Origin of the sequence: Nocardia wallacei, assembly GCF_029868745.1 — a bacterium.
Classification (GTDB): domain Bacteria; phylum Actinomycetota; class Actinomycetes; order Mycobacteriales; family Mycobacteriaceae; genus Nocardia; species Nocardia wallacei_B.
This window is the reverse complement of sequence record NZ_JARWOP010000184.1, coordinates 1-19,481: the sequence shown is the minus strand read 5'-3', so window position 1 is coordinate 19,481 and position 19,481 is coordinate 1. Positions and strand designations below refer to the sequence as shown.

The following is a 19,481-nucleotide window of genomic DNA, read 5'->3' as shown; positions in this document are numbered from 1 at the left end:
ATCTTTCGGCGATAGGGTTTTACATTCCGGTGACCCTTTTCGCAGGTGCACTTGAAATCTTCCGTTGTGAACCGAACGGCCCGACGGTGGAGCTATGATCCAGATCACGCTCGGCTTCCGTGGCAAACCGCGAGCAGATCGGAGACCAGCCCTGATGCCTGAAACTCTGCACCCGTTCACCCCTGCCGCCGATTCGGCGCCGGAGCAGCGGGAGATCGTTCCGCCGCTGTCCGGCTACCTGATGGCAGAGTCGGAGCACACCCTCAGCGTTCGCGTCGGCGAGGGCACGTGGACCTTCGACCGGGCGGATGTCCTGAGTATCGACGAGCCCGGCGGCGACAGGAGCCATTCCGAAGTGCCGGGCCGGCAGCGGCCGGGGCGCCCCGTGCGGCTCCGGATCCGGCCTGGCGCCATGGCCGATTTCACCCAGCGGCGGCGCATCGACCTGACCGACCGCCCGATGACGTTGGCGCGGCAGCACTCTCCCGCGCTCGGTGACGACGCGCTACGCCGTCTGACCGAGGACTGGGCCCGCACCCTGCGGCTGCCCGCCACCCCGGGCGTCGGCGGCGCCACCTTCACCTTCTGCCAGACCCGCACCTCCGCGCGCAGCGACGACGGCACCGCCTGCGACAGTCTCGACTGAGGCGCCCGATGGCCGCACGCCCGGCAGGTTCGGTCCTGATCGTCACCGAGACCGATGATCTGCATGCCGACGCCATGACGGCCACGCTGCGAAAACACCACCAGCACACGCCGATCCGCCTGGATATGCGCGAATTCCCCAGGGTCGGTGGCAGTTTCCGGCTCGACCGCGCGGGCACGGCGCGCTCGCTGTCACATGTGGTCGGCCTCGACGACGTCACCGCGGTGTGGTGGCGGCGGCCGCACCCGTGCGCCGTGCCCGGCGGGGTGCGCGCCGCCGACAACGACTTCCGGCAGGCCGAGTGCGACGGCTTCCTGCAGGGTCTGCTGTGGTCGATCCCCGCGGTCTGGGTCAACGATCCCGGGGCCGACCGCACCGCCACCCGCAAGATCGTGCAGTTGGAGACCGCGCGACGGAGCGGTTTCGCCATCCCCGAGACGCTGATCACCAACGACCCGGACGAGGCCCGCAGCTTCGTCGGATCGCGGCCGGGGCCGGTCGTGTACAAGCGCACCGGCACCGGCCGCACCGAATTCGCCGAGACCCGCCTGGTCGCACCGGCGGACCTGGATCTGCTCGGCGGCATCCGCTCCGCGCCGACGACCTTCCAGGACTACATCGACGCCGACTGCGATCTGCGGGTGGTGTGGATCGACGGCATCGAGTGGGCGGTGCGCATCGACTCGCAATCCGGTGTGGGACGGGTGGATTCGCGCCTGGACACCTCGGTGGACTTCACGCCCGCCCGGCTGCCCGCGGCGGTGAGCAAGTCACTCGCCACGCTGATGGGCGCGCTCGGGCTGGCGTTCGGCGTGCTCGACATCCGGCTCGGCACCGACGGCGAGTACTACTTCCTGGAGGTGAATCCGCAGGGCCAGTTCGCGTATCTGGAGATCAAGACCGGCCTGCCCATCTTCGAGAGCCTCGCCAACTACCTCGTGCACGGTGACGCGGCGGTGGCCGGGTACTGACCGTTACCGGAAGGGCGTGATCTCCGCGAGTCGTCCGTCCCGCACCTTGTGCACCCAGTCCGGATCGGCCAGCAGCGCGCGGCCGACCGCCACGATGTCGAATTCGCCGCGGCCGAACTGGTCTCGCAGCACGCGGAAGCGGTCGGCCTGAGTCTCGTCGATGCGGTCGCCGCGAAAGACGCTGTCCACCCCGACCGAACCCACAGTGATCACCGGCAGCCCGGTGATCTTCTTCGTCCAGCCGGCCAGGCTCAGATCGGCTGCGTGCGCGGTGAATTCGTCGGCCCAGTGCCGCCGCAGCGAGGTGTGGAAGAGGTCGACACCCGCCTCGGCCAGCGGGGTCAGCAGCTGTTCGAGTTCAGTGGGACTCTCGGCGATCCTGGCGCTGTAGTCCGCGCCCTTCCACTGCGAAAACCGGTAGGCGATCGGGAAATCGGGGCCGACGGCCGCCCGCACGGCGGCTACCACACGAGCCGGGAACGCCGCGCGACGAGGCAGCGACCCGCCGTACTCGTCGTCACGGTGATTGGTTGCGGCCCAGAAGAATTGGTCGAGCAGGTAGCCGTGTGCGCCGTGCAGTTCGATGCCGTCGAAGCCCAGCCGCTTCGCCAGGACCGCGGACTCCACGTACGACTCGACCACCGTGTCCAGCTGAGCGGTGGTCAATGCCCGGCCCACCGGCCGGCCGGTGTGGTCCACGCCGGACGGGCTCACGGTCGGGGTCTCCGGTTCGAAGGCGGGGTCGTCGCCCCGTTCCACGCCGGTGTGCCAGAGCTGCGGGACGATGGCGGCGCCTTCGGCGTGGACCGCCTCGACCACCGCCCGCCAACCCGCGGCACTGTCCTCGCCGTAGAACCGCGGCACCTCCGCGATCGGGCCGGCCGCCGGGCCCCGGACGTAGGTGCCCTCGGTGACGATCAGACCCACCCCGCCGGCGGCATGACGTCGGTAGTACTCGACGTTCTCCGCGTTCGGGACACCGCCCGGCGACTTCCCTCTGGTCATCGGGGCCATCGCAAACCGATTGCGCAGCCGCAGCGATCCCGCGCGGAACTCGGTGAACAAGTCGTCGAGGTAGAGCGAGGGGTCTTCGACCGATCCCTGTGTCATAGAGCACATTCCTTCCGATTCGAACGATACGACTCCGAACTCCGAAGGCAACACCGGCCGCGCCCCGGCCATTCCGGCCCTGGGACGGGAGCGCCTACCGGGCCCGGTCCTCGAAGCTTCCCAGCAGCACGCGCAGGATGCGGTCGAGGTCGCGGCGGTCCTTCGCCGAAAGTACCGACAGCAAACGGGTTTCGTTCTCGGTGTGCGCGGTGACGACCTTGTCGACCAGGGCCCGACCCGCCGCGGTCAGCGCGACCCGGACCGCTCGGCGGTCCCCGGCGTCGGCGACGCGGCGGACCAGGCCCGCCGACTCCAGCCGATCCAGCCGTCCGGTCATGCCCGCGCGCGAGAGCATCATGGTGTCGGCGAGTACCGAGGGGTTCAATTCGAAAGGTTCGCCCGAACGCCGCAGGGCCGCAAGCACATCGAACTCGCCGCGCTGCAGGCCGTGCTCGGCGAACACCGCCTCGATCGCCCGCTGCGCCACCAGCTGCAGGCGGCCCAGCCTGCCCACGATGGCCATCGCCTCGACCTCCAGGTCCGGCCGTTCCCGCTGCCACTGCGCCACGATCCCGTCGACCGCGTCCGCGTTCCGCTTCGCCATGGACAGCATTCTATTCGCTGCGATATAGTTTGTCACCGAACTATTAATCACCGAACGATATGGAATCCGGCCATGAGCATCACGACGCCCCAGATCCCCGCCGCGATCCGCCACCCGCAGGATGCGGAGGTGCACCGCACCGACACGGTCACCATGCGGCTGCTCATCGATGCGAACGAGACGGGCGGCAGCCTGAGCAGCCTCGAGGTCACGCTGGCGACCGGCGCCGACGGGGCGGGGCCGCACTTTCACACGCGCTCCGAAGAGTTGTTCTATGTGGCCGACGGGGAATTGCAGGTGCTGGCGGGCGAGGAGATCGTCACCGTCGCGGCGGGCGGTTCGCTCGTCGTGCCGCGGTTCATGCCGCACGCGTTCGGGGCCGCGCCGGGCAGCACCGCGCGGATTCTGATCGCGCTCACGCCGGGCGTGCAGCGGTTCGAGTACTTCCGGGTGCTCGAGCGGGTCGCGCACGGCGAAGCGACCCTCGCCGACCTGGCGGCGGTGCAGGACGAGTACGACAACCACTTCGTCGACGCGCCGCGGTGGTGGGCCGAGCGCACCGCGCACCGGGCCTGAGCTACCGCGCCGCGGCGCTCACCGGTCGCAGGCGGTCTCGTGCACGGCGCGCCACCGCAAACCGTTGCGAGCGTGCGGATCTCGTTGCAGCATCGCGGTGGTGAGGCGGTCCTCGGCCGCGCCGACGCGACGGTGCCGCTCGCGGAACCGGGTCAGCACGTAATCGCCTGTGGTGACGAGTGGTTCGATATCGGTCACCTCGATCACCAAGCCCGGTGCGGTGTTTCGCGCCGCGGCGAGGCCCTCGAGCAGCGCCGTACGCGCGATCACCGTGCCGGACACGGTCACCACGGACAGGTCGGGGTGCTGCTGAGCGGCGAAGCGGTCGAACACCTCCGACGCCGCCTCACCGCCCAGCCAGCAACTCAGATCCGCGTGCAACGCCTCGACCTCGCGCGCTACCGCCTCGTGCACCGTGTCCACGAGACAACAAGCTACCCAACGAGTTCGGGGTGTCTACTTACCGACCGCCTTACGCCGGTTCGCCCCGCCCCGGCTGCGGAGTTGCACATGCGACTCCACCAGGACGTTGTGGATGAACCCGTATGAACGGCCGGTCTCCCGGGCCAGTGAACGAATGCTCGCTCCCGCCTCGTATTGCTTCTTGAGCTGGGTTTGCAAGCGGTCTCGCGACTTTCCGGTGACGCGCGTGCCCTTACCCAACGTGGACTTCCCTTGTGCGGGCCTGTCACTCATGGCTTCCTCCGGTCGCCCTGCAGCCTCACTCCAGGCTAAACATTCGGCAGTCGGTGATCAACGCCTCTTTGTGATTTAGCTCACCGATTTCGGCTACAGTCCGGTCCGAGCGACGATTTTCCACCGCCGGCGCCGTCTTCAGGTTCGACAACGAGTGCAGTACGAGTACCCAGGAGCACCCCATGCGCAAGATCACCGCCGGCCTGTTCATCGCCCTCGACGGCGTCATCGAGGATCCGCAGGACTGGCATTTCCCCTACTACAACGACGAGATGGGCGCGGCCGTCGATGCGCAACTCGGCAACGCCGACACGCTGCTGCTCGGCCGCAAGACCTACGACAGCTTCGCGGGCGCCTGGCCGGACCGGGAGGCCGGCGGCGCGGAGGACGCCGAATTCGCCCGCAAGCTCGGCGACGCCCGCAAGATCGTGGTCACCGGGCAGGACCTCACCTTCACCTGGCGCAACTCCGAGGTGCTGAAAGGCGATCTGATCGAAGCGGTCACGGCCCTCAAGCAGGAGCCCGGCGGCGACATCGGCATCAGCGGATCGGTCTCGGTCGTCCGTCAACTCCTGAGCGCCGGATTGATCGACGAACTGCATCTGCTGGTCCACCCCATCGCCGTCCGCAAGGGCATGCGCCTGTTCGACGAGGCCGACACCCCCCTCCCCCTCACCCTCCTGACCGCCACCCCGTTCAAAACCGGCGTAGTACACCAGGTCTACGGCCCCGGCGAGCAGCTGGAAGGCGGCTACGAGCAAGCCAAACAGCATCTGGCACAGGACAATTGAGGCTGCGGATGGCCTGAACCGCCCGCTGCGCGGACGGTTCAGGCAATGGGGTGCGGCAGCGCGGTTCGAGCAAGAGTGGGACTGCGGATTGCTGGGACAGCGGTCTGCACCCCATTGCCTGAACCGCGGTGTGCACCCATTGCCTGAACCGTCCGCCCTGGCGGGCGGTTCAGGCTAGTTGGATCAGGTCCAGGTACTCCTGGGACCAATGGTCTTCGGTGCCGTCGGGGAGCATGATCACTCGTTCGGGGTTCAGGGCTTCGGCGGCGCCTGGGTCGTGTGTTACCAGGACTACGGCGCCGGCGTAGCTGCGTAGGGCGTCGAGGACCTGTTCGCGGGAGATGGGGTCCAGGTTGTTGGTGGGCTCGTCGAGCAGGAGGACGTTTGCCGCCGAGGAGACCAGGCCCGCGAGTGCGAGGCGGGTCTTCTCGCCGCCGGACAGGGTGCCGGCGGGCTGTTCCAGTTGCGGGCCGGAGAACATGAACGCGCCCAGCAGGCCGCGCAGGTCCTGTTCGCCCGCGTCGGGGGCGGCGTGGCGGATGTTCTCCCACACCGATGCTCGGTCGTCCAGGGTGTCGTGCTCCTGCGCGAAGTAGCCGATCTTCAGGCCGTGGCCGGGCACCAGGCCGCCCGCGCTGGGCTGCTCGACCCCGGCGAGCAGACGCAGCAGCGTCGTCTTGCCCGCGCCGTTGAGGCCCAGCACCACCACCCGGCTGCCGCGGTCGATGGCGAGGTCGACGCCGGTGAAGATCTCCAGCGAGCCGTACATCTTGGTCAGGTTCTCGGCCATCAACGGCGTCTTGCCGCAGGCGGCGGGCTCCGGGAACTTGATGCGCGCCACCTTGTCGGCCACCCGCACCTCGTCCACCTCCGCCAGCATCCGCTCGGCCCGCTTGACCATGTTCTGTGCCGCAACGGCTTTGGTGGCCTTGGCGCCGAGCTTGGCGGCCTGGGCCTTGAGCGCGGACGCCTTCTTCTCGGCGTTGGCCCGCTCGCGACGGCGGCGCTGCTCGTCGGTGGCGCGGGCATCGAGGTACTTCTTCCAGCCCATGTTGTAGATGTCGGCCTCGCCGCGCACGGCGTCGAGGAACCACACCTTGTTCACCACGGCCTCGAGCAGTTCCACGTCGTGGCTGATGACGATGAGGCCGCCGTCGTGGCTCTGCAGGAAACCGCGCAGCCAGGTGATGGAGTCGGCGTCGAGGTGGTTGGTCGGCTCGTCGAGCAGCAGCGTGGTGTCGGACTTGCCGCCGCTGCCGTCGGACGCCGAGAACAGGATGCGCGCCAGCTCGATACGGCGGCGCTGGCCGCCGGACAGCGTGCGCAGCGACTGGCCGAGCACCCGGTCGGGCAGGCCGAGGCTGTTGCAGATGCGGGCGGCCTCGCTCTCGGCGACGTAACCGCCCAGCGCCGAGAACCGCTCCTCCAGACGGCCGTACTTGCGCACCGCCTTCTCGCGTTCGGCGTCGTCGACGACCTCCGCCATCAGCGCCTGCTGCTTCTCCATCTGGCGAATGAGGGAGTCGAGCCCGCGCGCGGAGAGCACCCGGTCGCGGGCGAGCACGTCGAGATCGCCCTCGCGCGGATCCTGCGGCAGGTAGCCGATCTCGCCTGACCGGATCACCTTGCCCGCGTACGGTTCGGCCTCGCCGGCCAGGATGCGCAAGGTGGTGGTCTTACCCGCACCGTTGCGTCCGACCAGCCCGATCCGGTCGCCGGACTGCACCCGCAGCGCCGAGCCCGACGCGGTCAGCAGGGTGCGGATTCCGGCCCGGACCTCCAGGTCGGTCGCGGTGATCACAAATTTCTCCTCGGCAGGTTGGGCGGGTTTCTGGGGGCAATAGCTCGAGTGTGCATTCCGATGGCACACAAGAACCACCGATTTTACCCATGCGAAGGATCGGTTGCCGTAACGTGCACCACCCCCTACCGGGTAACGTGCGATTCATGAGCGATCTGAAGGGCAAGGGGGCGCTGGTCACGGGGGCGAGCCGGGGTATCGGCAAGGCGGTCGCCGCCGAGCTGCTGGCCCGCGGCGCGAACGTGCTGATCACCGCGCGCAAGGCCGAACCGCTGGCGGAGACCGCCGCGGACCTGCGGGCGCTGGGCCATCCGGGCACGGTGGTGGCGCTGGCGGGCAATTCCGGTGACGCCGCGGCGCGGGCCCAGGCGGTGGCCGGTGTGGTGGCCGAGTTCGGATCGCTGGACATCCTGATCAACAACACCGGCATCAACCCCGTGTACGGGTCGCTGATGGACGCCGACCTCGACGCCGTGCGCAAGATCTTCGACGTGAATGTCGTTGCGGCGCTGGGCTATGTGCAGGAGGCGTACCGGGCCTGGATGCGGGACAACGGCGGCGCGGTGGTGAACGTCGCCAGCGTCGCGGGGCTGCGGTCCAGTGGCGTGATCGCCGCCTACGGGGCGTCCAAGGCGGCGCTGATCCGGCTCACCGAGGAGCTGGCGTGGCAGCTCGGGCCGAACATCCGGGTGAACGCGGTGGCTCCCGGCGTGGTGAAGACGAAGTTCGCCGACGCGCTGTATTCGGCCGACGAAGAAGCCGCCGCGCGGCCCTATCCGATGAAGCGGCTCGGCACACCCGAGGACGTGGCGGCGCTGATCGGGTTCCTGGTGTCCGATCAGGCGAGCTGGATCACCGGCGAGGTCGTGCGGGTGGACGGCGGCCTGCTGGCGACCGGCGGGCTCTGATCGGCCCGATGCGCGGATCGCGCCGCGGGACGGCCCGTTTCGGCGTTTTCCCGGCCGTCGCGGGCGTGCCGGAGTCGTGACCGCGGATCTGATCGTCTGCGGGCTCGGTCCCGCCGGGCGGGCCTTGGCCCATCGCGCCGTGGCGCGGGGATTGTCGGTGACGGTGGTGGATCCCCGGCCGGACCGGCGGTGGACGGCCACCTACGCGGCGTGGGCCGACGACGTGCCGGAGTGGGTCGCGGCGCACACCGTCGCGGCCACCGTGGCCCGGCCGGTGGCGTGGGGCACGCGGCGGTTCGAGATCGACCGGCCGTATGCCGTGTTCGATGTTGGGGCGCTACAGGATTCGCTGTCGCTCGGGGATGCCCGGGTGGTAGCCGACCGAGCCGCCGAGATCGTGCGGCCGCGCGGCGACACCGGCGCGGAGGCGGTGCGGCTGGCGTCGGGGCAGGTGCTGACCGGGCGGCGGGTCGTCGATGCCCGCGGTGTCGGCCGGTCCCCCGCCCGGGCCGAGCAGACCGCCTACGGCGTGGTGGTGGCGCGCGAGCGGTGGACCGAGCCGCTGTTCATGGATTGGCGGCCCGATCACGGCGCGGGTGCGGACGAGACGCCCTCGTTCCTCTACGCGATCCCGCTCGGCCCCGACACCTCCCTGCTCGAGGAGACCTGTCTGGCCGGGCGTCCCGCGCTGAGCGGGACCGCACTGCACGAACGGCTGCGGACCCGATTGCGTTGCCGCGGTATCGAACTCGACGGCAGCGAACCGGTCGAGCACGTGCGCTTCCCGGTCCAGGGCGGGCGGACCGGCGACCGCCGGTTCGGCGCCGCGGGCGGGCTGCTGCATCCCGCCACCGGGTACAGCGTGGCCGCCTCGCTCGCGGCCGCGGACGCCGTGGCCGCGGGCGACTCGATCTGGCCGCCCGCCGCCCGCGCGGTCCATCGCCTGCGCACGGCCGGGCTGCGCGCCCTGCTCGCCCTGCCCCCGCCCGACGTGCCGCCCTTCTTCGACGCCTTCTTCGCCCTGTCGCCCCGGTGGCAGCGCGCCTACCTGTCCGGCCGCGCCGACCTTCCCGGCACCGCGACCGCCATGGCCGCGCTGTTCGCCAATTTGCCCTGGCAGCTGCGCCGCACCCTCGCCGCCGCCACCGTGGGATGGTGAAAGGGCCTGGCCCGCACGGTGTCCCGGCTCAGCGGCTGTCGATCACGAGAGCGGTGGTGTTGTCCGTTCCCCCGGCGCGCAGGGCGGTGTCCACCAGAGTTTCCGCGGCGGCGTCGGGGGTGGGATGGGCGGCGAGGATTTCCTTGACCTCCGCGATGGGCAGCATCTTGTGCACGCCGTCGGTGCTCAGCAACAGCCGCCCGGTGCTGGTGCCGGTGACGGCGGAACCGATGTCGGCGGGGCGCACGGTGCGGACGGTCGTGTAGACCATGTGGTCGGCCCGGGACGCGGGCTCGACGCCGCGGGTGCGCAGGTACTCGGCGACGGTGTGGTCGGTGGTGATCTGGTGCAGCACCCGGCCGTTCCACCGGTAGGCGCGGCAGTCGCCGACCCAGGCGACCTCGCAGCTGCTCGCCGACCGGTCGCCCGGCAGCACCGCGACCACCAGCACGGCGTCGGCGCTCGGTTCGGGGAACTCGCGCAACAGCTCCCGCTGCGCCGCCAGGATGCCCGACTGCGGACCGTGCGCGGCGGCCTCGCGGGCCACCGTCGTCGCGGCGGTGCGGGCGGCGCGGGCCGCCAGCAGATGATCACCCACGCCGTCGGCGACCACGAAGGCGGTGTGGCCGGTCTCCTGGTCCGTGTGGCTCGCCACCGCGTCCGCGTTGATCGAACGCCCGCCACGCCTGCTCACCGATTGCCCTGTGATACCGGTGAGCCGGATCAGCTCGCGGCGAGTGATGGCGGTGGTGGGTGCAGTATCCACGGCCTGGCCTCCTCGGACTGGCCCGCGTGTGCTGTCTATCAGCACAACTCGAGTAAACGCCGGCAATCCAAGAGTCAACCGTGCCCTCCCTGTGAAAGGGGGCACGAGATGATCACGATTCGATAGCACCCGCGCCGACCAATCCGGGGCGGCGGCCGCTCCGACTCCCCTGTGTCATCCCCTGGCGAAAGGATCGCGCACCATACGTCGACCCTCCTGACCGGCACTTTCCACACCGGCGCCCGCCCCACCGGACCCGACACGTCCGGCGCGGTACCGGATTCGTGCGCCGACCGCCGATCCTTCCCGGCGGCGGTGACACGGTAGGCACGCCCAGCGCGGCGCGTCTCTCGCTTCCCGGCGAAAAATTCTCGTCCGGGACCAATCCGGCGATGCTTCGGCGACGACTCCCTCTCTGTGAGGTCGTACGCATTGGCCGTTGGTCTGGAAGGACACTGAATTGGTCATCCGCGCCCGAGGATCGACGGGTACCGTCTCGACCGGCGAGGGCGCCGGTTCGGACGCGACACTGCAGGCGCTGATCGAACGCGTCGCCGTGGGTGACGAGCAGGCCTTCGCCGATCTCTACGACATCGTCTCGGGTCCCGTTCTCGGCATCGTCACCAGAATCCTGCGCGACCGCTCCCGGTCCGAGGAGGTGATGCAGGAGGTCCTGCTGGAGATCTGGCTCAAGGCGCCCAAGTTCTGCGAACAGCAGGGCAACGTGATGGCGTGGGCCGTGACGATGGCGCACCGGCGGGCCATCGATCGGGTCCGGCACGAGCAGGCCTGTTCCGACCGCGAGGACCGCATCGAACAGCTCGACGTCCGCCGCCCGGTCGACGAGGTCGTCGAGACGGCGCTGGCCCGCCTCGACGAGCAACAGGTGCGCACCGCGCTGGACAAGCTGACCGAGCTGCAGCGGCAGTCCATCGTGCTGGCCTACTATGGCGGCTATACCTACCGCGAGGTCTCCCAGGTCCTCGGCACACCGGTGGGAACGATCAAGACCAGGATGCGTGACGGTCTGATCCGATTGCGTGAATATTTGGGAGCTCAACAGTGACTTGTCCGGCCGGAATGCACGATCTCGCGGCACCCTATGCGCTCGACGCGCTGCCGGACGAGGAACGCACGGCCTTCGAAACCCACCTCCGCGAGTGCCCGTCCTGCCGCCGCGAGGTCGGCGAGCTGGGCGGGACCGTCGCCCGGCTCGCGGCCGCGTGGGAGCGGCCGCCGTCCCCGGACCTGCGCGCACAGGTGCTGCAGCGCATCCGGACGACACCCCAGCAGCCGGCCGCCCGCCCGCCCGCTCACTCCGCGATCCCGGTCAGCACCCGCTCCCGCAGGGCCGGATCCGGCTGACACGCCAGGCATTCCGCCATCCGCACCAGCACCGTCCGGAATTCGGCGACCTCGAGCAGGCACGCCGGGCACCACTCCAGATGCCGTTCGAACTCCTCCCGCTCGCCGTCGGCCAGCGCGTCCAGGACATACGCGCCGCTCAGCGCGCCCCACTCCGGACATATGTTCACGATGTGGCGACCGTCCCGTCGAGCACGACCGCGGTGACTGTGTAGAGCACTCCGCTACCTCCCGATAGAAGCATCTCCTGTCCATGGCCGCTACTCGGATCTCTCGAGACGAGCCCGCAGCACCGCGCCGATGTCGGCCAGCGCCGCGGGCGAGGTCATCTCGCCGTGCGAACAATTCACGAGATGCTCTCGCACCTCCCCGGCGACGAGCGGACGCCATTGCGCCGCACCGGGATTCGGGCCGCGCCCGGCGGCCGGGCCGTCGTCCTCGACGGTCGCGGTGAACAGCACCATGTCGCCGTCGTAGCGGCCGGGCTCGTACCGCGAACCCATCCGGCTGCCCGCGAGGTATCCGGCGTAGAGCCGCTCCACGTGTTCCGGGGCCAGCGCGCCGAACGGGCCGGACCGCTCGCTCAGCAGCGCCGCGGCCTGTACGGCCGTGACCTCGACGCGTTTCAGGTCGTCGTCGCCGAGCAGGGCGCCCAGCAGTTCGCCGGTGGTCGGCTCGGCGGCTTCCGGCTCGCCCGCCAGGATGCGACTGTCCAGCAGCGCCAGCAGCGCGACCCGCTCGCCGGCGGCCCGCAGCCGGACCGCCATCTCGTAGGCGATGAGCCCGCCGAGCGACCAGCCCAGCAGGTGGTACGGACCCTCGGGTTGCACCTTCTTCATCTCTTCCACGTAGCGCGCGGCCAGCGCCGGCACGGTGTCCGGCCCCACGCCGCCCTCGGTGAGGTGCGGGATCTGCACGCCGTACACCGGACGTTCCGGGTCGAGGTGCGGCAGCAGACCGGCGTAGCTCCACGACACGCCGCTCACCGAATGCACGCAGAACAGCGGCGGTTCGGTCCCGTCCGCGCGGAGCGGAAGCATGGTGTCGAAGGCGGCGTCGGCGCGCGCCGGTTCGGTCCCGCCCGCGGTGTCGAGGCGGGCGGCGATGCCCGCCGGGGTCTGGTCGAGGAACACCGCCTGCACCGGCACCTCGAGCCCGTGCGACTCCCGCAGCACCGCAGCCATCCGGGTCGCCAGCAGCGAGTTGCCGCCGAGTTCGAAGAAGCTGTGGTCGGCGCCGACCGGCGTGACGCCGAGCACCTCCGCGAAGGCCGCGCACAGCGCCGACTCGACGGCCGTGGCCGGTGCCCGGTACGCGGTGGCGTCGGTGAGCACCGGGGCGGGCAGCGCGGCGCGGTCCAGCTTGCCCGAGACCGTCACCGGCAGCGCGTCCAGCACCGTGATCGACTGCGGCACTTGGTAATTCGGCACCCGATCCACCAGGTGGGCGCGCAGCTCCGCCGCCGTGCAGGAGGCGCCGGGCGCCAGTTGCACATAGCAGGCCAGAGCCGCTGCGCCGGTGGGCAATTCGAACGCCGTGGTGACCGCGCGATCGACCTGGGGGTGGCGCACCAGGGCCGCGTCGATCTCGCCGAGTTCGATGCGGAAACCGCGGATCTTCACCTGATCGTCGGTGCGGCCGAGGTATTCGATCTCGCGGTCGGCGGCATGCGGCGCCCAGCGGACCAGGTCGCCGGTGCGGTACATGCGCTCGCCCGGCGCACCGTACGGGTTGGCGACGAACCGCGCACCCGTCAGCCCGTGGCGGCCGTGATAGCCGCGGGCCAGGCCGATGCCCGACAGGTACAGCTCGCCCGGCACCCCGACCGGTACCGGCCGCAGCCGGGAATCGAGCACCAGCAGGCCGAACCCGCGGATCGGCCCGCCCACCGTCACCGCGATATCGGGCCGCATCGGCATGCTCAGCGCCGCGGCGACGGTCGCCTCCGAGGGACCGTAGGCGTTGTACATCCGGCGCGGTTCGGCGTCGGGGCCGCGCGGCACCGCCCACCGCTCGACGAGTTCCGGGCCGGTCCGGTCGCCGCCGACCATCACGACCTCGAGGTCGTCGAGCCCGTGCGGGTCGACGGTCGCCAGCGCCGCCGGAGTCACGAAGGCGTGCGTAATGCGCTGTCCGCGCAGCAGATTCCGCAGTTCCGCGCCGCCGTAGACGCCGGCCGGTGCGATCACCAGCGTCGCCGCGCCGCCGAGGGCGAACAGCAGATCCAGCACCGCGGCATCGAAACTCGGCGACGCGAAGTGCAGCACCCGCGCACCCGGATGCACCGCACAGCGTTCCGCCAGCTCCCGCGTGAAGTTGGCGAGGCCGCCGTGAGTGACGGTGACGCCCTTGGGAATTCCGGTGGAGCCGGAGGTATAGATGAGGTACGCCGGATTGGCCAGGCGCGGTCCGGGGCCGCGCTCGGCGTCCGTCAGCGGCGCGTCCGCGACCGCGGCCAGCCGGTCGGCGAACCGCGGATCGTCGAGCACCAGCCAGTCCGGGCCGTCGGGCAGCTCGGCGCGGCAGCCCGTGACGGTGACGCCGAGCCGCGTGCCCGAATCGGTCAGCATGTGCTGCTTGCGCTGCCACGGATAGGCGGGATCGACCGGCAGGAACGCCGCGCCGGTCTTCGCCACCGCGAGCACCGCCAGCACCGACTCGATCGAGCGCGGGATCCCGACCGCGACGTACCGCTCCGGCCCGGCGCCCGCCGCGCGCAGCACCCGGGCCAGCCGGTTGGTGAGTCGGCCCAGTTGCTCGTAGGTGACCTCCTCGGCGCCGTACCGCAACGCGACGGTCCGCGGATCGACCGCCACCGCCGTCGCGAACAGTTCCGCGAAAGTCGTTGCCGCGCAGGGACCGAGGCCGCGCACCGGGGAGAGCGCCCGCATTTCCGCCGGGGCCAGCAGCTCCAGATCGCCGACGGCGCGGCCGGGTGTGGCGACGGCGTCGCCGAGCACCCGGACGAACCGCTCGGCCATCCGGCCCGCGGTCCGCGCCTCGAACAGGTCGGTGGCGTAGGTGAGGCTCAGCTCGATGCCCGCCGGTTCACCGTCCGGGCCGAACGACTCCGCCAGCGTGAACTGCAGATCGAATTTGGCGGTCTCGATCTCGACGGGCTCGGCCGTCACCGCGACGCCGGGCAGCTCCAGCGCCACCGGCGCCGAACTGTGTACCGACAGCATCACCTGGAACAGCGGGTGGTACGCGGTCGAGCGCACCGGATCGAGCGCCTCGACCAGCCGCTCGAACGGCACGTCGGCGTGCGCGAACGCCTTCAGGTCGGTCTCGCGCACGGCCGCGAGCAGGTCGGCGAACGCGTCGTCGCGCTCGATCCTGGTGCGCAGCACCAGGGTTCCGACGAACATGCCGATCAATCCGTCGAGCCCGACGTCCTCACGGCCCGCGATGGGCGTGCCGATGGCGAGGTCGCCGGTGCCGCCGAGCCGCGCCAGCAGCGCCGCCAGGGCCGCGTGCAGAACCATGAAGACCGAGGCGCCGTGGCGGCGGGCCAGTTCGTGCACGGCCCGGTGCAGCGTCGCGTCGATGGGCGTCACCACGGTGGCGCCGCGGTGGCTGGGCAGCGGCGGGCGGGGCCGGTCGGTGGGCAGTTGCACACATTCGGGCAGACCCGCCAGGGTGTGCCGCCAGTAGTCCAGCTGGGTGGCCGCCGGGCTGTCCGGGTCGTCGTCGCGGCCCAGCAGTTCGCGCTGCCACAGTGTGAAGTCCGTGTACTGCACCGGCAGCGGCGCCCAGCCGGGCGCGCGGCCCTCGACGCGGGCCGCGTAGGCCGTGCGCAGATCGGCGGCCAGCGGGAGCACCGAGCCGCCGTCGGCCGCGATGTGGTGGATGACGACCGCGAGCACATGGTCCCGTTCGCCCAGCCGCAGCAGCAGCATGCGCACCGGGGTCTCCGCGGCGAGATCGAATCCCTGTGCGGCCGAGCGCCGTACGCGTTCGGCCGCGCCCTCGGCGTCGGTGTCGACGGTGACCGGGTGGACCCGGGCGTCGGTGATCACCTGGCTGGGGCCGTGCACGGAGTCCGGGAACACGGTGCGCAGGCTCTCGTGCCGCTCGACCACATCGTGCAGCGCGGCCCACAGCGCGGCCGTGTCGAGCGCGCCGCGCAGGCGCAGCACCACCGGGAGGTTGTACGCGCCGGAGGACACGTCGGCCCGGTTCAGGAACCACAGGCGCTGCTGGGCGGGCGACAGCGGGATCCGGTCCGGCCGTTCCCGCGGCGTGAGCGCGGGCCGTGCGGCGACCGGGCCCGAGACGTCGAGCAGGGCCGCCAGCCCGGCCGGGGTGGGATGGTCGAAGACCGCCCGCACGCCCAGCCGCTGCCCGCCCGCGGCGGCGATCCGCGCGACCAGCTGGGTCGCCGACAGCGAGTTTCCGCCCAGTTCGAAGAAGTTGTGGTCGGCACCCACCTCGGACCGTCCGACGGTTTCCGCCATCGCGGCGGCGACCAGCCGTTCCGCCGCCGTGGCCGGGGCACGACCGCTGCCGGTGACCCCGAACACCGGTTCCGGCAAGGCTTTTCGATCCAGCTTCCCGGTCGGGGTCATCGGCGGCACGGGCAGCGTGACGATCGCCTCGGGCACCATGTGACCGGGCAGGCGGCGCGCCGCGTGCCCGCGCACCGCGCCGACCGCGGCCTCGTCGCACACCACGTAGGTGACGATGCGGGAGGTACCGGCGGTGTCGGCGCGCACCTCGGTGTGCGCGAATCGCACACCCGGACAGGCGGACACGACCGCGGTGATCTCGCCGAGTTCGATGCGCAGGCCGCGCACCTTCACCTGGTCGTCGGCGCGCCCGGCGAAGACCAGTTCGCCGGCCCGCGTCCAGCGCACCAGATCGCCGGTGCGATACAGCCGATCTCCGGTGTCGCCGAACGGATTCGCGACGAACCGGACGGCGGTCTGCTGCCGACGGTCGTGGTAGCCGAGGCCGACGCCCGCGCCGCCGACGTACAGTTCCCCGACGGTGCCGGGCGGTACCGGCCGCAGCCGGTCGTCCAGTACCACCGCCGTCACGCCGCGCAGCGGACGGCCGAGCACGGCAGGACGGCCGGGCCGCATCGGCGGCGACAGCGTGGTCGCGATCGTCGCCTCGGTCGGGCCGTAGCCGTTGATCACGGTGCGGCCGGGCAGCCACGGCGCGACCAGGTCGGCATCGAACGCCTCGCCACCGAGCACCAGCGTGCGAACCCGCGGCAGCGGCCAGCGCACCGGGTCGATGGTGGCCAGCACCGCCGGAGTGGTCACCGCGTGGGTCACGGCTTCGCGCTCCAGCAGCGCCGCGAGGTCGTCACCGCCGTAGACATCGGCCGGGGCGACCACGATCGTCGCCCCGCAACTCCACGCCATCAGCAGCTCCAGCACCGACACGTCGAAGCTCGGCGAAGCCAGGTGCAAGGTGTGCGAAGCGGCGTCGATATGGAAGCGGCGGCGCAGTTCCGCGGCGAGGTTGCGCAGCCCGCGATGGCTGATCGCGACGCCCTTGGGCTGCCCGGTGGACCCGGAGGTGTAGATCAGGTAGGCGGTGTCGCCGGGCCGCAGCCGCCGGGTGCGGACCGTGTCGAGCACCGCGTGCGACACCGCGTCCGGCGTCTCGAGGTCGGCCGGGGTCAGCCATTCGATGTCGCCGGGCAGCTCCGCCCGGTCCGCCGGGCGCGTGAGTCCCACTCGCACACCGGAATCCGAGAGCATGTGCCGGATCCGGCCGGCGGGGTGGCGCACGTCCACGGGCAGGAACGCCGCGCCGGTCTTGGCGATGGCCAGCGTCCCGATCACCGATTCCACCGACCGGGCCATGCCCAGCGCGACGACGTCGCCGGGGCCGAGGCCGCGCCCGATGAGCGCCCGCGCCAGCCGGTTCGCCCGCCGGTCCAGGTCCCGGTAGGTCAGCCGCACCGGACCGCACCGCAGCGCGATGCGATGCGCGTCGGCGGCCGACGAGGCGAAGACGGCGGGCAGGGTCAGCGGGTCGGCCGGGACGCCGTCGGCGGCGGGTACCAGCGACGCGTGCTCGGCCGGGGTGAGCAGGTCGATATCGCCCACGGCGATCCGCGGCCGCGCCGCCACCTCGGTCAGAATCCGGATCAGGCGCTGCGACAAGGCTTCCGCGGTCTCGGCGTCGAACAGATCGGTGGCGTAGGTGAGGCACACCTCGACGTCGCCGGGACGGTGGTCGTCCAGCCACGACTGGGTCACGGTGAACTGGAGGTCCATCTTCGCGGTGGCGGTGTCGATGTCCTCGCTGAGGATCTCCAGGCCGGGCAGCCGCAGCAGGGCCGGGGCCAGGTTGTTCAGCGACAGGCCGACCTGGAACAGCGGGTGGTGCGCGGACGAACGCTCCGGATTGAGCACCTCCACGAGCCGCTCGAACGGCACGTCGGCATGGGCGAAGGCGTCCAGATCGTCGTCGCGTACGCGGGCCAGCAGGTCGGTGAAGGCGTGCCCGCCGTCCACTTCGGTCCGCAAAACCAGCGTGCCGACGAACATGCCGATCAATCGGTCCAGTCGCGGGTCGGTGCGCCCGGCCACCACCGTGCCGACGGCCACGTCGCGGCTCGCGCCGACGCGGGCGAGCAGCACGGCCAAGGCCGCGTGCAGCACCATGAACACGCTGGCGTCGTGCCGCTGCGCCAGTTCCACCAGGCCCGCGTGCACGGCCGCGTCGAGCCGGGTCAGCACCGACGCGCCGCGATGCGACGCCACCGCGGGACGCGGTCGGTCGCACGGCAATTCGGCGCACTCCGGAAGTCCGGCCAGGCGCTCGGTCCAGTAGCGGATCTGCCGCGACAGCACGCTGTCGGGATCGTCCTCGTCGCCGAGCACCGCGCGCTGCCACAGGCTGAAGTCGGCGTACTGCACCGGCAGCGGCGACCAGTCCGGGGCGTCCCCGGACCGCCGCGCCCCGTACGCCTGCGCCACGTCGGCCGCCAGCGGCGCCAGCGACCAGCCGTCGGCCGCGATGTGATGCACCACCAGCACCAGCACATGCTCACCGGGCGACACGCGGAACAGGGCCGCGCGCAGCGGCGGTTCCACGGCGAGATCGAAACCGGCGGAAGCACATTCGCCGATGGCGGCGGCCAGATCGCCGGGCGCGCGGTCGGTGACCGGCAGCGGCGGCCGGTGGGCGGGCAGCACCACCTGCGCGGGGCCATCGGCGCTCTCGGGATAGACGGTGCGCAGGACCTCGTGGCGATCGGTGACGTCCGCGATCGCCGTGGCGAGCGCGTCGGCGTCGAGTTCGCCGCGCATCCGCAGCACGGCCGGGATGTTGTACGCGCCGGAGGTGGTGTCGAAGCGGTTGAGGAACCACAGCCGCTGCTGCGCCGGCGACAGCGGTATTCGCTCCGGCCGTTCGCACGGGGCCAGTTCCGGTCGCGCCGCGGTGTGCTCGGTGGCGTCCAGCACCGCGGCGAGTCCCTCCGGTGTCGGCTGTTCGAACACCGCGCGGACCGCGAGCTGCCGGCCCGTGGTCGCGGCGATCCGCGCCACCAATTGCGTTGCCATCAGCGAGTTTCCGCCGAGTTCGAAGAAGCTGTGGTCGGCGCACACCTGATCGCGGCCGACGACCTCCGCCATCGCCGCCGCCACGAGTCGCTCGGTGGGCGTGGACGGTTCGCGACCGGCGGCGGACTCGACGGCGAAAACCGGCTCGGGCAGCGCCTTGCGATCCAGCTTGCCGGTCTGGGTGAGCGGCACGTCGGCGAGCACCACGATCGCCGACGGAACCATGTGCGACGGCAGCCGCCGCCCGGCGCGGGCCCGCAGCGCCGCGGGGTCGAGCGCGGCGGATCCGGTCGGCACGACGTAGGTCACGATGCGCCGTTCCCCGGTGTCGTCCGCGCGAACCTCGGTGTGCGCCAGCTGAACTCCGGGCTCGGCGGCCACGACGGAGGTGATCTCGCCGAGTTCGATGCGGAACCCCCGCACCTTCACCTGATCATCCGACCGCCCCACAAACACCAAACCCCCACCCACAGACCACCGAACCACATCACCCGTCCGATACATCCGCTCACCCACACCACCAAACGGACACGCCACAAAACGCAACGCCGACAACCCC

At 71.2% G+C, this 19,481-nt stretch carries 16 protein-coding genes; 8 read left to right on the top strand and 8 right to left on the bottom strand.

Features of this window, described 5'->3' with window-relative positions; translation table 11 throughout:
* Positions 1 to 154: 154 nt before the first annotated feature.
* Both QH470_RS15360 and QH470_RS15355 read left to right on the top strand, forming a co-directional pair.
* Complete coding sequence (locus tag QH470_RS15360; RefSeq protein WP_280273034.1) at positions 155 to 646, top strand: hypothetical protein; 492 nt, start codon at positions 155 to 157, stop codon at positions 644 to 646.
* An 8-nt stretch (positions 647 to 654) separates the two neighbouring features.
* Positions 655 to 1,617, top strand: a complete 963-nt coding sequence (locus QH470_RS15355) for an MvdC/MvdD family ATP grasp protein (RefSeq protein ID WP_280273033.1) — start codon at positions 655 to 657, stop codon at positions 1,615 to 1,617.
* 3 nt (positions 1,618 to 1,620) lie between these two features.
* On the opposite strand, the gene QH470_RS15350 is transcribed toward QH470_RS15355, so the two are convergent.
* Together QH470_RS15350 and QH470_RS15345 are read right to left on the bottom strand one after the other, a co-directional pair.
* On the bottom strand, positions 1,621 to 2,727 hold the full coding sequence (locus QH470_RS15350) for an NADH:flavin oxidoreductase (protein ID WP_280273032.1): 1,107 nt from the start codon (positions 2,725 to 2,727) through the stop codon (positions 1,621 to 1,623).
* 94 nt (positions 2,728 to 2,821) lie between these two features.
* Positions 2,822 to 3,331, bottom strand: coding sequence for a MarR family winged helix-turn-helix transcriptional regulator (locus tag QH470_RS15345; RefSeq protein ID WP_280273031.1), 510 nt, complete (start codon positions 3,329 to 3,331; stop codon positions 2,822 to 2,824).
* Positions 3,332 to 3,403: 72 nt separating this feature from the next.
* Between QH470_RS15345 and QH470_RS15340 the strand changes: the two genes are divergently transcribed.
* Positions 3,404 to 3,907 (top strand): cupin domain-containing protein, encoded by a 504-nt coding sequence (locus QH470_RS15340; RefSeq protein ID WP_280273030.1) that lies wholly within the window; start codon positions 3,404 to 3,406, stop codon positions 3,905 to 3,907.
* A gap of 18 nt (positions 3,908 to 3,925) precedes the next feature.
* Here the strand turns inward: QH470_RS15340 and QH470_RS15335 are convergent, their stop codons facing one another.
* Both QH470_RS15335 and QH470_RS15330 read right to left on the bottom strand, forming a co-directional pair.
* The gene (locus tag QH470_RS15335; RefSeq protein ID WP_280273029.1) at positions 3,926 to 4,330 is read right to left on the bottom strand and encodes a hypothetical protein; all 405 of its coding nucleotides are present in this window, start codon (positions 4,328 to 4,330) and stop codon (positions 3,926 to 3,928) included.
* A 33-nt stretch (positions 4,331 to 4,363) separates the two neighbouring features.
* Positions 4,364 to 4,603 carry a helix-turn-helix domain-containing protein gene (locus QH470_RS15330; RefSeq protein WP_280273028.1) on the bottom strand — a complete coding sequence of 80 codons (240 nt, stop codon included), beginning with the start codon at positions 4,601 to 4,603 and terminating at the stop codon, positions 4,364 to 4,366.
* Between the two features lie 182 nt (positions 4,604 to 4,785).
* On the opposite strand from QH470_RS15330, the gene QH470_RS15325 reads away from it, so the two are divergent.
* Entirely contained in the window at positions 4,786 to 5,394 is a 609-nt protein-coding gene (locus tag QH470_RS15325; RefSeq protein WP_280273027.1) for a dihydrofolate reductase family protein, read from the top strand.
* Between the two features lie 169 nt (positions 5,395 to 5,563).
* Here QH470_RS15325 and QH470_RS15320 read toward each other — a convergent pair whose 3' ends face one another.
* The gene (locus QH470_RS15320; protein ID WP_280273026.1) at positions 5,564 to 7,195 is read right to left on the bottom strand and encodes an ABC-F family ATP-binding cassette domain-containing protein; all 1,632 of its coding nucleotides are present in this window, start codon (positions 7,193 to 7,195) and stop codon (positions 5,564 to 5,566) included.
* A 146-nt stretch (positions 7,196 to 7,341) separates the two neighbouring features.
* Between QH470_RS15320 and QH470_RS15315 the strand changes: the two genes are divergently transcribed.
* Both QH470_RS15315 and QH470_RS15310 read left to right on the top strand, forming a co-directional pair.
* Positions 7,342 to 8,103, top strand: coding sequence for an SDR family oxidoreductase (locus QH470_RS15315; RefSeq protein WP_280273025.1), 762 nt, complete (start codon positions 7,342 to 7,344; stop codon positions 8,101 to 8,103).
* A gap of 76 nt (positions 8,104 to 8,179) precedes the next feature.
* Positions 8,180 to 9,262 (top strand): lycopene cyclase family protein, encoded by a 1,083-nt coding sequence (locus QH470_RS15310; protein ID WP_280273024.1) that lies wholly within the window; start codon positions 8,180 to 8,182, stop codon positions 9,260 to 9,262.
* Positions 9,263 to 9,290: 28 nt separating this feature from the next.
* Here the strand turns inward: QH470_RS15310 and QH470_RS15305 are convergent, their stop codons facing one another.
* The gene (locus QH470_RS15305) at positions 9,291 to 10,028 is read right to left on the bottom strand and encodes a PP2C family protein-serine/threonine phosphatase (protein ID WP_280273023.1); all 738 of its coding nucleotides are present in this window, start codon (positions 10,026 to 10,028) and stop codon (positions 9,291 to 9,293) included.
* A 439-nt stretch (positions 10,029 to 10,467) separates the two neighbouring features.
* On the opposite strand from QH470_RS15305, the gene sigK reads away from it, so the two are divergent.
* Both sigK and QH470_RS15295 read left to right on the top strand, forming a co-directional pair.
* Entirely contained in the window at positions 10,468 to 11,094 is a 627-nt protein-coding gene (gene sigK, locus QH470_RS15300; protein ID WP_280273022.1) for an ECF RNA polymerase sigma factor SigK, read from the top strand.
* Positions 11,091 to 11,393: an anti-sigma factor gene (locus QH470_RS15295; protein ID WP_280273021.1), complete on the top strand. Its 303-nt coding sequence runs from the start codon at positions 11,091 to 11,093 to the stop codon at positions 11,391 to 11,393. Before sigK ends, QH470_RS15295 begins: the two co-directional genes overlap by 4 nt.
* Here QH470_RS15295 and QH470_RS15290 read toward each other — a convergent pair.
* Together QH470_RS15290 and QH470_RS15285 are read right to left on the bottom strand one after the other, a co-directional pair.
* The gene (locus tag QH470_RS15290; protein WP_280273020.1) at positions 11,342 to 11,563 is read right to left on the bottom strand and encodes a zf-HC2 domain-containing protein; all 222 of its coding nucleotides are present in this window, start codon (positions 11,561 to 11,563) and stop codon (positions 11,342 to 11,344) included. The genes QH470_RS15295 and QH470_RS15290 overlap by 52 nt on opposite strands.
* A gap of 90 nt (positions 11,564 to 11,653) precedes the next feature.
* Positions 11,654 to 19,351: a non-ribosomal peptide synthetase gene (locus QH470_RS15285; RefSeq protein WP_280273019.1), complete on the bottom strand. Its 7,698-nt coding sequence runs from the start codon at positions 19,349 to 19,351 to the stop codon at positions 11,654 to 11,656.
* Positions 19,352 to 19,481: the final 130 nt, after the last annotated feature.

Bases quoted from the DNA above. Each gene is read 5' to 3' on its own strand.
- QH470_RS15360 (WP_280273034.1), top strand. From the start codon at position 155: ATGCCTGAAACTCTGCACCCGTTCACCCCTGCCGCCGATTCGGCGCCG.
- QH470_RS15355 (WP_280273033.1), top strand. From the start codon at position 655: ATGGCCGCACGCCCGGCAGGTTCGGTCCTGATCGTCACCGAGACCGAT.
- QH470_RS15350 (WP_280273032.1), bottom strand. From the start codon at position 2,727: ATGACACAGGGATCGGTCGAAGACCCCTCGCTCTACCTCGACGACTTG.
- QH470_RS15345 (WP_280273031.1), bottom strand. From the start codon at position 3,331: ATGGCGAAGCGGAACGCGGACGCGGTCGACGGGATCGTGGCGCAGTGG.
- QH470_RS15340 (WP_280273030.1), top strand. From the start codon at position 3,404: ATGAGCATCACGACGCCCCAGATCCCCGCCGCGATCCGCCACCCGCAG.
- QH470_RS15330 (WP_280273028.1), bottom strand. From the start codon at position 4,603: ATGAGTGACAGGCCCGCACAAGGGAAGTCCACGTTGGGTAAGGGCACG.
- QH470_RS15325 (WP_280273027.1), top strand. From the start codon at position 4,786: ATGCGCAAGATCACCGCCGGCCTGTTCATCGCCCTCGACGGCGTCATC.
- QH470_RS15315 (WP_280273025.1), top strand. From the start codon at position 7,342: ATGAGCGATCTGAAGGGCAAGGGGGCGCTGGTCACGGGGGCGAGCCGG.